This window comes from Frankia sp. RB5, assembly GCF_059816245.1.
Genome location: NZ_JCBATA010000016.1, coordinates 121,799 through 132,828, shown reverse-complemented (window position 1 = coordinate 132,828; position 11,030 = coordinate 121,799). Strand labels below are relative to the sequence as shown.

Genomic DNA, 11,030 nt, shown 5'->3' with positions numbered 1-11,030 from the left:
CGCGTTCGAGGACGCCGCCGTCGTCGAGGCGCTGTTCGGAGGTGAAACGCATGGTCGTGCCTTTCGGGAGCGCGCGGTGAACGGCGCTCCCGGACGACCTACCGCCCGACCGTGACCCCGACGGGGAACCCGGCGCCGCGGCGGGCACCCGCGCGCACGCCGCTCACAGTGGTGCGGCCGGCGCCGTCCGGGGCCCGCAAGGGACCGTTCGTCGTCCTGCTGCTGGTGCTGCTCGGGGCCGGGCTGCTGGGGCTGCTGCTGGTCAACCTCGCGCTCATGGAGGGCTCGTTCCAGGAGAGCCGGCTGCGAGGCCAGGCCGCGTCGCTCGCTGACGAGCAGCAGTCGCTCGCCGTGCGGGCCGACCAGCTCTCCGACCCGGCGGCCCTCGCGGCCGCCGCCGCCCGCGACGGGATGATCCCCGGCGGGGTGCCGCAGTACCTCCCCCCGGGCTCGCCGCTGCCCGCCGGCGCGCGGGTGCTGTCCCGCGAGCCGGACAACGGCGCCGTGCTGGTGATCGTGCCCGCCCCGCCCGGTCAGCAGCCGCCCGCGGCCGGTGCCGCCGGCACCGGGTCCACGGCGCCCGCCGGCGCCGCCGGAACCAACGGGGCCGGCACCGCGGTGGCGGGCGGCACCGCGGCCGGCGGTGCGACGACCACCGGCGTCACGACGGGTGGCACGGCGACGGGCGGCACCCCGGCGGGGGCGGGGACGACCGGCGGCACGTCTTCCGGCGTGGCGTCGTCGGGTACCGGGCACGGCGTCGGAACCGAGCACGGCGCCGGAACCGAGCATGGCGCGGCGCCCGTCACGGGCGGCGGCGCTTCCGCGGGCAGCCCGGTGTCGGGTGGCGGCGCGGGCCACGGCACGCCTGGCGGTGCCGCACCCGGTGGCGACGCCTCCGGCTCGGGCGGTGCCACGGCGGGCGGGGAAGTGGGTACGGGCGGCGCGGCGGCGGGCGGGGCCGGTGGCGCCACGGGCGCCGTGGGCGGAACCGCTGGCGGTGCGGGTGCCGGCGCCGCCGCCACCACCGGTACGGACATCGCCGGGCGGAGGTGACGTCGGGCGGTGAGCTCCACCCTGTCCGGCCCCCCTCGGCGTGGGCGGGGCCGGCTGCGGCTCGTGACCCCGCCGCCGGCGTCCGTCCACGGCGGGCGACTGCGCCGGGACGACGACCACGGCGCCTCCCGTCACGACCCGGACGACCGCTACGACACCGCCGACGGCCGTGAGGACGACCGCCCCTACCGCGAGGACGGCCGCCGGCACCGCGGCGACGGCCGCCGCCCGCGCGAGGACGCCCGGCGGCGCCCCCGCCCGCGCTACCGCGTCGAGGACCACGACAGCCGCGGCTACGACGACGGCGGCCACGACGACGACGGTTATGACGGCGGCGGTTATGACGACGACGGCTACGACGGCGGCGGCCACGACGACGGTTATGACGATGGCTACCGCGCTGGCCGTGGCTCGGGGCGTAGGCGCTCCGACTCCTCCGGCGAGGCTGACGGCGAGTACGGCGACGGCCGCGAGGACCACCGAGTCGAGGGCGGGCGCGATCGGCGCGCTCCGGTCCGGCGGCCCGCGCGTGGCGGGTCCGGTGGGTCCGGTGCGGCGCGATCGGGTGGCGGGTCAGGCGGGCGGCGCGTCTACCGTCCTGGTACCGCGGGCCGCCTCGCGGCCGGAGGGCAGGGCGGCCGGGGCAGTTCGGGCGGCCGGTCGGGTCCGGTACGCGGGGCGGGTGGCCGCCGTCCGCCGGTGCGCCGGCGCCGCCCGCCCCGCAGCTACCGGCTGGGTAGCCCGCGACGGCGGGTGCGGGCCACGGTCGTGTTCATGTGTGTGCTGCTCGGCATCCTGGCCGTGCGCCTGACGCAGCTGCAGGGCATCTCGGCGTCGACCTACGCGGCTCAGGCCGAGGCGCAGCGGCTGCGCACGATCGTGCTGCCGGCCGCGCGTGGGTCCATCACCGACCGGTCCGGGCACACCCTGGCCCAGCACGTCGAGCTGCGCGCCGTCTACGCGAACCCGCAGAACGTCCGCGACGCCCACGCCACCGCCGTGAAGCTTTCTCCGCTGCTCGGGGTCGACGCGGCGACCCTCGGAAAACGGATGACCGTCAAGCCCGACGACGACCACACCAAGTTCGTCTACCTCGCCCGCGGCCTGACACCGGACGTCGGGGACAAGGTCACGAAGCTGGAGCTGCGCGGCATCGGCATCACCGAGGAACGCGGCCGTACCTACCCCGCCGGCGCGCTGGCCGCGAACGTCGTCGGGTTTATGCGTCACGGTGACGGCGACGTGCTCAAGGGCGGCGGCGGGCTGGAACTCGCCTATGACAAGGTGCTGCGCGGCACCGACGGCCTGCGCCAGCTGCTGGCCAACCCGGAGGGCATCGAGATCCCCTCCGGGCACACCCGGCAGAAGGACCCCGAGCCGGGCTCCGCGCTGCGGCTCACCCTGGACCGTGACATCCAGTGGAACGCGCAGAACGCCATCGCCGAGGCGGTCACCTCGTCGCAGGCCGACGGTGGCACGGTCGTCGTGACGGTTCCCCGCAGCGGGGACATCCTCGCGATGGCCGACGCCCCTCAGTTCGACCCCAATCACATCACCGCGCAGGACACGAAGGCGCTGGGGAACAGAGCCACCCAGGACGCCTACGAGCCGGGCAGTGTCAACAAGGTGATCACGATGGCGGCGGCGCTGGACCGCGGCCTGGTCACCGCCGAGACGCCGATGACCGTCCCGCCGTCGATCACCCGCGGCGGGGTGCCCATCAGGGACGCGGAGCCGCACGGCGTCGAGCACCTGACGACGGCGGGGGTGCTGGCCCGCTCCAGCAACATCGGCACCGTCGAGGTCGCGGACAAGGTGGGGCGCGCCGGGCTCGAGCAGGCGCTGCGGGCCTTCGGCCTGGGCGCGAAGACCGGGCTGGACTTCCCCGGCGAGGGCGCCGGCCTGCTGCCCCCGTCGAAGGACTGGTCGGGCAGCCAGGTCGCGACGATCTCCTACGGGCAGGGCATGTCGGCCACCGCCCTGCAGATGGCCTCGGTGTACGCGACGATCGCGAACGGCGGTGTGCGGGTGACGCCCCGGCTCGTCGACGCGATCACCGGTCCGGACGGGAAGGTCCAGCCGATGCCGCACCCGCCCGGCCAGCGGGTCGTCAGCGCCCAGACGGCCTCGACGCTGACCCGGATGTTGGAGGCGGTGGCGACCAACGAGGGCACCGCGCCGCTCGCCGAGGTCCCCGGCTACCGGGTGGCCGGCAAGACGGGCACCGCCGACCGGCCCGACCCGGTGCACGGCGGGTACGAGGGCCATACCTCGTCGTTCATCGGGTTCGCGCCCGCCGACAACCCGCGGGTCGTCGTCGAGGTCGTCCTGGACAACCCGAAGAACGGGTACTTCGGCGGTCAGGTCGCCGCGCCGGTGTTCCAGAAGGTGATGAGCTTCGCACTGACCACGCTGGGCGTGCCGCAGCCGACGACGAAGCCCGCGCCTCTGGTCCTCGATCTTGACAAGTAGTCCACAACTCGTGCGTATCACCTCCCTCCGGACGGACGATCCGCCGCCCGCCGGCACGGTTCGCCCGGCCTCGCCGGGCCTGTACCACCCTGGTCAGGGCTCTGTTGGGGGCGACACTCCGGCACCTGGGGACGGACCACCCCGATGCCCGGGCGCCCGTGCGGATGGCCGTGCTTGCTCCTACTAAGGTCGTGAGCGTGACCCCTCCGGCACCCCGACCGGCCGCCCCGCGCCCGTGCGGCCTGGCTGACCTCCGTGCGGTGCTCACCGCCCCCGCGCCGCAGGCCGCCGCCCCCGTGACCGAGGCCCCCGTGACCGAGGCCCCCGTACCCGGTCCCGGCGGCGGCGAGGACTGGCCGGGCGTGCTCGTGCGCGGCGTCACGCATGACTCCCGCCAGGTCGTGCCCGGCGACCTGTACGCGGCGCTGCCCGGCGCGCATGTCCACGGCGCCCGGTTCACCGCCGCCGCGCTCGCCGCCGGCGCCGTCGCGGTCCTGACCGACGCCGACGGCGCGGGCCGCATCGCCGCCGCGACCGACGCCCGGCCGGGGGTACCCGTGCTGGTCAGCGCGGATCCACGGCGCGATCTGGCGCCGGTGGCCGCGCGGATCCACGGCGATCCGTCCGCCCGGCTGCGCCTCCTCGGCGTCACCGGGACGAACGGCAAGACGACCACCGCGTTCCTGCTCGACGCCGGCCTGCGCGCCGCCGGGCACACCACCGGGCTGATCGGCACGGTCGAGACCCGCATCGGGCCGCGCCGTCTCGCCAGCGCCCACACGACCCCGGAGGCCAGCGACCTGCAGGCGCTGCTCGCCGTCATGCTCGAGGAGGGTGTCGACGCGGCGGCGATGGAGGTGTCCAGCCACGCGCTGGCCCAGCACCGGGCGGACGCGCTGCACTTCGCCGGTGCGCTGTTTACCAACCTCAGCCAGGACCATCTGGACTTCCACCCCACGATGGACGACTACTTCGAGGCCAAGGCGTCGCTGTTCACCCCGGACCGGTCCCAGGCGGCGGTGATCGGCGTCGCCGACGCCTGGGGACGCCGCCTCGCCGCCCGCCGCCCGGACGCGATCACCTTCGCCGTCGAGGGCCCGGCCGACTGGACGGCCCGCGACATCACCGCCGGGCCCACCGGCAGCGAGCTGCTCGCCCGCGGGCCGGGCGGGCTGCGGGTGGCGCTGTCCGTCCCGCTGCCCGGTATGTTCAACATCGCCAACGCGCTGGGCGCCCTGGCGCTGCTGGCCACGGTCGGGGTCGACCCGGCCGCCGCGGCCGCCGGGATCGGCGCGCTGCCCGGCGTGCCCGGTCGGATGGAGCGGGTCGACGCCGGCCAGCCCTTCCTGGCGCTCGTCGACTTCGCGCACACCCCGGACGCGGTGACGACGCTGCTGGAGACCGTCCGTCCCCTGGTGAAGGGCAGGATCATCATCGTGCTCGGCTGCGGCGGCGACCGTGACCGCGGCAAGCGCCCGTTGATGGGCGCCGCCGCGGCGACCCTCGCCGACCTCGCGATCCTCACCAACGACAATCCGCGTTCCGAGGACCCGGACGAGATCCTCGCCGCCATGCTCGCCGGCGTGCCGGCGCAGCTGCGCGGCGCCGGGGACGACCGGGTGCGCGTCGAGCCGGACCGGGCCGCCGCCATCGCCGCGGCGGTCGCCGAGGCGGGGCCGCAGGACGCGGTCGTCGTGGCCGGCAAGGGCCACGAGTCCGGGCAGGAGCAGGACGGTGTGGTGACCCCGTTCGACGACCGGCTGGTGCTGCGGGCCGCCCTCGACGCGGCGGCGGGCGGATGATCCCGCTTACCCTGGCCGAGGTGGCCGCGGCGACGGGCGGCCGGCTCGACGCGCAGGCCGACCCGGCCGCGGTGGTGCGCGCGGTGAGCGTCGACTCCCGCGCGGCCGGCCCCGGCACGCTGTTCGTCGCCCTCGCCGGCAGCCGCGTCGACGGGCACGACTTCGCCACCGCCGCGTCCGCCGCGGGCGCCGTCGCGGTGCTCGCCGCCCGCCCGGTGGGGGTGCCGGCCGTCGTCGTCGCCGACCCGCACGCCGCGCTCGCGGCGCTGGCCGCCCACGTGCGTGACCTGGCGGGCGCCACCGTCGTCGCCGTCACCGGCTCGGCCGGCAAGACCACCACCAAGGATCTGATCGCCGACCTGCTGGCCGAACTCGGCCCGACGGTCGCCGCGCCGGGCTCGTTCAACAACGAGATTGGCCTGCCGCTGACCCTGCTGCGCACCGAGCCGGACACCGCGTTCGTCGTGCTGGAGATGGGCGCGCGCGGCCTCGGGCACATCGCCACGCTGTGCGCGGTGGCCCGCCCGGCCATCGGCGCGGTGCTCAACGTCGGCAGCGCGCACGTCGGCGAGTACGCCGACGGCCGGGCCGGGATCGCCGCGGCCAAGGGCGAGCTCGCCGAGGCGGCGTCGGACGCGGTCGTGCTCAACGCCGACGATCCGCTGGTCGCCGCGATGGCGGCGCGCGCCGGGGCCGGCGCCGAGGTGCTGACGTTCGGCGCGGCGCCGGGCGCGGACGTGCGGGCCGACGGCGAGATCCGCGTCGACGGCACCGGGCGTGCCTCGTTCACGCTGGTCGCGGGCGGTGAGTGCCATCCGGTGACGCTCGGGCTCGTCGGTGCCCACCAGGTGCCCAACGCGCTGGCCGCAGCGGCCGTGGCGCTGCGCCTCGGTCTCGCCCCGGCCCGGATCGCCGCCGCCCTGGGCGCGGCCCGCCCGCGCAGCCGCTGGCGGATGGAGGTCACCTCGACCCGGGCCGGCGTCGTGGTCGTCAACGACGCCTACAACGCCAACCCGGAGTCGATGGCGGCGGCGCTGCGCACGCTGGTCGCCATGCGCCCGGCGGGCGGACGGGCGATCGCGGTGCTCGGCGGGATGGGGGAGCTCGGCGACGCCGCCGACGACGAGCACGACGCGCTCGGCCGCCTCGCGGCCCGGCTCGGTGTCGACCGGCTCGTCGCGGTGGGTTCGGCGACGCGGCGGGTCGACGAGGCGGCCCGTCGGGATGGCGCCTGGACGGGTGAGTCGGTGTGGGTGGCCGACGTGGACGAAGCGGTGGCGGCGGTGGTCGCGCTCGCCCGGCCGGACGATGCCGTGCTGGTCAAGGCCAGCCGGTCCTACGGTCTGGAGCGGGTCGCGGCGGACGTGGTGGCGAAGTTCGGCGTCGACGGCGACGGGATCGAGGGGACATGAGGACGGACGGCTGGCGGCAACGCGGACCCGCGCGGGTGACCCACGGGTGAGAGGCGTCCTGATCGCGGCCATGGTCGCGCTGATCGTGTCGTTGCTCGGCACGCCCTGGGTGATCCGGCTGTTCCGCCGGCAGGGATACGGACAGGAGATCCGGGAGGACGGCCCGTCGAGCCACCTCACCAAGCGGGGGACGCCCACCATGGGCGGCACGGTGATCATCGTGGCCGCCCTGGCCGGGTACTTCATCGCCCATCTGGTCACCGGGATCGGTTTCACCGCGTCCGGACTGCTGGTGCTGCTGGTGATGACCGGTCTCGGGCTCGTCGGCTTCCTCGACGACTACATCAAGATCCGTAAGCAGCGCAGCCTCGGGCTCACCGCGCGGATGAAGTTCGCCGGGCAGGCCGCGGTCGCGTTCGCCTTCGGCCTGCTCGCCGTCCGGTTCAAGAACGACCACGGGCTGCTGCCGGGGTCGACGTACATCTCGATCGTGCGCGACACCGGGCTGTCCGTCGGCATCTTCGCGTTCCCGCTGCTGGCCTGGATCATCATCGCGGCGACGTCGAACGCGGTGAACCTCACCGACGGCCTGGACGGCCTGGCCGCCGGGTCGTCCGCGATGGTGTTCGGCGCCTACGTCGTCATCTCGTTCTGGCAGTTCGGCAACCAGTGCATGCCGAGTGACTCGCCGGACGGGTGCTACCTGGTGCGCGACCCGCTGGACGTGGCGCTCGTCGCGGCGGCGGCGATGGGGGCCTGTTTCGGCTTCCTGTGGTGGAACGCGAGCCCCGCGAAGATCTTCATGGGGGACACCGGGTCGCTGGCGCTCGGCGGCGCGTTCGCCAGCATCGCCATCGTCAGCCGCACCGAGCTGCTGCTCGTCGTGCTCGGCGGGCTGTTCGTCATCGAGACGCTGTCCGTCCTGATCCAGGTGGCCTTCTTCAAGGCGACCAAACGGCGGGTGTTCAACATGGCGCCGATCCACCACCATTTCGAGCTCGCCGAATGGCCCGAGACGACCGTGATCATCCGGTTCTGGATCGTCTCCGGCCTCGCGGTCGCGTTCGGCCTCGGGCTGTTCTACGCCGAGTTCCTCAGCCACGGGGGGAGTTAGCCCACCATGGCCGCCGAGACTGACTGGGCCGGACGGCCGGTGCTCGTCGTCGGCGTCGGGGTGTCCGGCGCGGCCGCGGCGCGGGCGCTGCTGGCCCGGGGCGCGCGGGTGCGGGTCGTCGACGCGGCCGACGGGGAGCGGCAGCGGGCGGCGGCGGACGCGCTGCGGGCCGCCGGCGCCGTGGTCGACCTCGGCGGGCTGCCCGCCGGGCCGGGCGAGGCGTCCCTCGTCGTCACCTCGCCGGGGGTGCCGCCGACCGCGCCGCTGATCACCGGGTCGGCGGCGGCCGGGGTGCCGGTGTGGGGCGAGGTGGAACTCGCCTGGCACTGGGCCGGCGGCGACCGGCGCTGGCTGGCCGTCACCGGCACGAACGGCAAGACGACGACCACCGAGATGCTCGGCGCCATGCTCGCCACCGGAGGGCGGCGCGCCACCACCGCCGGCAACATCGGCACCCCGATCGTCGAGGCAGTGGATGCTCGGCCGCCGTTCGAGGCGCTCGCCGTCGAGCTGTCCAGCTTCCAGCTGCATTACACGCACAGCGTCGTCCCGCTGGCCGCGACCGTGCTCAACGTCGCCCCGGACCACCTGGACTGGCACGGCGGCGCCGAGGCGTACGCCGAGGCGAAGGCACGGATCTGGCGGGATCCGGCGACGATCGCCGTCGGCAACGCCGACGACCCGGCGAGCGTGCGGCTGCTGGCCGCCGCGCCCGGCCGGCGCGTCCTGTTCGGCCGCGACCCGGCCGCCCGGCCCGATCCGGGATTCGCCCGCGGCCTCGGCGGCCCTGACAGCCGCGGTGCCACCCGCGGTGGCGGCGGGCTCGGGCTTCCCGGGCTGACGGTCGAGGACGGCCACCTCGTCGATCACGCGTTCGGCGGGGGTCGGATCATCGCCCTGCGGGACCTGCGGGTGAGCGGGCCGCACATGATCTCCAACGCGCTCGCCGCCGCGGCGCTCGCCCGCGCCGAGGGCGTCGAGCCCGCCGCGATCGGCGCGGCGCTCGCCGCCTTCCGCGCCGGCGCCCACCGCAACGCCGAGGTCGCCGTCGTCGACGGCGTGCGCTGGGTCGACGACAGCAAGGCGACGAACCCGCACGCCGCAGCGGCCTCCCTGGTCGGCTACCCCTCCGTCGTGTGGATCGCCGGTGGCCTGAACAAGGGCCTTACCTTCGATGACCTGGTACGACAGGCCCGCGGCGGGCTGCGGGCGGTCGTGCTGATCGGGTCGTGCGCGGACGAGATCGCCGCCGCGCTCGCCCGACACGCCCCCGATGTCCCCGTCGAACGGGCCGCCGGCATGGACGATGCCGTGGAGACCGCCGCGACGCTCGCCCACAGTGGTGACACGGTGCTGCTCGCGCCGGCCGCCGCGTCGATGGACATGTTCCGCGACTACGCGGCCCGCGGCGACCAGTTCGCGGAGGCGGTGCGCGCACGAGAGGGGTGAGGCGTGGCGGGGTCGGGGTCGGGACCCAGAGCGGCCGGCGGGGCGACCCGTCCGGCGGCCGTGCGGGCGGTGCGGGCCGTCCGGGACGGCGGGAGCGGCCCCCGTGGCTCCGGCGGCTCCGGTGGCTCCGGCGGCCGGGGCGGATCCGGTGGCCAGGGCGACGGCGAGGAGGAGGCCGCCGCCGCGTCGCGGGCGCCGCTGCTCGACCGGCCGCTGGCGTCGTACTACCTGCTGCTGTCCTCCGCCGGCCTGCTGCTGCTGCTCGGCCTGGTGATGGTGCTCTCCGCGTCGAGCGTGCGGTCCTACGCAGACTTCGGCTCGTCCTACACGCTGTTCATCCGGCAGGCGACCTGGGTGGGCATCGGCCTGCCGATCGTCGTGCTGGCCAGCCGGATGCCGGTGCGGGTGTTCCGCGCGCTGGCCTACCCGCTGCTCGGCGTCACGGTGTTCCTGCTCATGGTCGTGCTCGTGCCGGGCATCGGCAGCGTCCGGGGCGGGGCCCGGCAGTGGATCGTCGTCGGCCCGATCACCATCCAGCCCAGCGAGCTCGCGAAGATCGCGCTGGTGCTGTGGTGCTCGGACCTGCTGGTGCGCAAGCGGCGGCGGCTGTCCGACCCCAAGCACCTGTTCGTCCCGCTGGTGCCGGCGTTCCTGTTCATCGACCTGCTCATGCTGCTGGAGCCGGACCTCGGCGGCGCGATCTGCGTGACGGTCGTGCCTCTGACGATCCTGTGGGTGATCGGCACGCCGAAGCGCTTCTACGGCGCGGTGCTGGCCACCATGATCACGGCGGCGACCATCCTGGCGGTCGCCGAGCCCTACCGGCTGAAGCGGCTGCTGTCGTTCACCGACCCCTTCTCCGACGCCAGCGGCAACGGCTTCCAGGCGGTACAGGGCATCTACGCGCTGTCCACGGGCGGCTGGTGGGGGGAGGGGCTCGGCGCGTCCCGGGAGAAGTGGCCGGAGCTGCTACCCGCCGTGCACACCGACTTCATCCTGGCGATCATCGGCGAGGAGCTGGGACTCGTCGGCAGCCTGGTGGTGGTGGGCCTGTTCGGGGTGATGGGCTACGCGGGGCTGCGCATCGCGCACCGCACGGACGACCTGTTCGTGCGCCTGGCCGCCGCCGGGGTGACGGCGTGGATCATCGTCCAGGCGGTGGTGAACATGGGCGCGGTCGTCGGCCTGCTGCCGATCACCGGCGTCACGCTGCCGCTGGTGTCGTTCGGCGGATCGTCGCTGCTGCCGACCCTGACGGCGCTGGGCATGCTGCTCGCCTTCGCCCGCTCCGAGCCGGCCGCGGCGCAGTACCTGCGGCGCCGGGCGGAGGAACGCCGCGCGGCGCGGGCCGAGCCGTGGCGCGCGCGGGCACGCCGGGTGCTGCCGGGAGCCCGCACGCGCCGCCCGGACCTCGGACTGGTGCCCCTGCGCGACGACGAGGACGCCGACCCCGGCGAGCACGGCCCCGCTGCGCGCCGTCGCGGGAAGGCGACCACCGGGGGAGACGGGCGCCGCGGCGGCGAGACTCCCGCCTCGTCGGTGACGACCTTCGTCGCGGGCAGGGGATCCAGGAAAGGTAAGATCAAAAAGGTGTCCCCGGCGGCGAACAGCGTGGCCTCTCCGGGGCGGACGGGCCGGTCGGAGCGCGTATCACCCGGTTCCGCCGGGCGAGCCGGTGGGGCCGGTCTGTCCACGGGGCGGCGCGATGTGTCATCGTCTTGAGCG

Annotated in this window: 7 protein-coding genes; all 7 read left to right on the top strand. The window is 75.5% G+C overall.

Annotation, left to right across the window (positions count from 1 at the left end):
• The first annotated feature begins 111 nt into the window (after positions 1-111).
• The 7 genes from ftsL to ftsW all read left to right on the top strand — a co-directional run bounded on the left by ftsL (position 112) and on the right by ftsW (position 11,027).
• Entirely contained in the window at positions 112-1,056 is a 945-nt protein-coding gene (ftsL, locus tag AC6EXY_RS10995; protein WP_499842333.1) for a cell division protein FtsL, read from the top strand.
• A 9-nt stretch (positions 1,057-1,065) separates the two neighbouring features.
• Entirely contained in the window at positions 1,066-3,528 is a 2,463-nt protein-coding gene (locus AC6EXY_RS10990; RefSeq protein WP_499818606.1) for a peptidoglycan D,D-transpeptidase FtsI family protein, read from the top strand.
• A 197-nt stretch (positions 3,529-3,725) separates the two neighbouring features.
• Positions 3,726-5,330 (top strand): UDP-N-acetylmuramoyl-L-alanyl-D-glutamate--2,6-diaminopimelate ligase, encoded by a 1,605-nt coding sequence (locus AC6EXY_RS10985; RefSeq protein WP_499818605.1) that lies wholly within the window; start codon positions 3,726-3,728, stop codon positions 5,328-5,330.
• Entirely contained in the window at positions 5,327-6,742 is a 1,416-nt protein-coding gene (locus AC6EXY_RS10980) for a UDP-N-acetylmuramoyl-tripeptide--D-alanyl-D-alanine ligase (protein WP_101829791.1), read from the top strand. Before AC6EXY_RS10985 ends, AC6EXY_RS10980 begins: the two co-directional genes overlap by 4 nt.
• A 46-nt stretch (positions 6,743-6,788) precedes the next feature.
• Complete coding sequence (gene mraY, locus AC6EXY_RS10975; protein WP_101829792.1) at positions 6,789-7,856, top strand: phospho-N-acetylmuramoyl-pentapeptide-transferase; 1,068 nt, start codon at positions 6,789-6,791, stop codon at positions 7,854-7,856.
• Between the two features lie 6 nt (positions 7,857-7,862).
• Positions 7,863-9,305, top strand: coding sequence for a UDP-N-acetylmuramoyl-L-alanine--D-glutamate ligase (gene murD / locus AC6EXY_RS10970; protein WP_101829793.1), 1,443 nt, complete (start codon positions 7,863-7,865; stop codon positions 9,303-9,305).
• Positions 9,306-9,308: 3 nt separating this feature from the next.
• The gene (ftsW, locus tag AC6EXY_RS10965) at positions 9,309-11,027 is read left to right on the top strand and encodes a putative lipid II flippase FtsW (protein ID WP_243407076.1); all 1,719 of its coding nucleotides are present in this window, start codon (positions 9,309-9,311) and stop codon (positions 11,025-11,027) included.
• Positions 11,028-11,030 lie beyond the last annotated feature (3 nt).

What these genes read in the sequence shown, in the direction of transcription:
- AC6EXY_RS10980 (WP_101829791.1), top strand. Translation starts at nt 5,327, where the DNA reads ATGATCCCGCTTACCCTGGCCGAGGTGGCCGCGGCGACGGGCGGCCGG.
- murD (WP_101829793.1), top strand. Translation starts at nt 7,863, where the DNA reads ATGGCCGCCGAGACTGACTGGGCCGGACGGCCGGTGCTCGTCGTCGGC.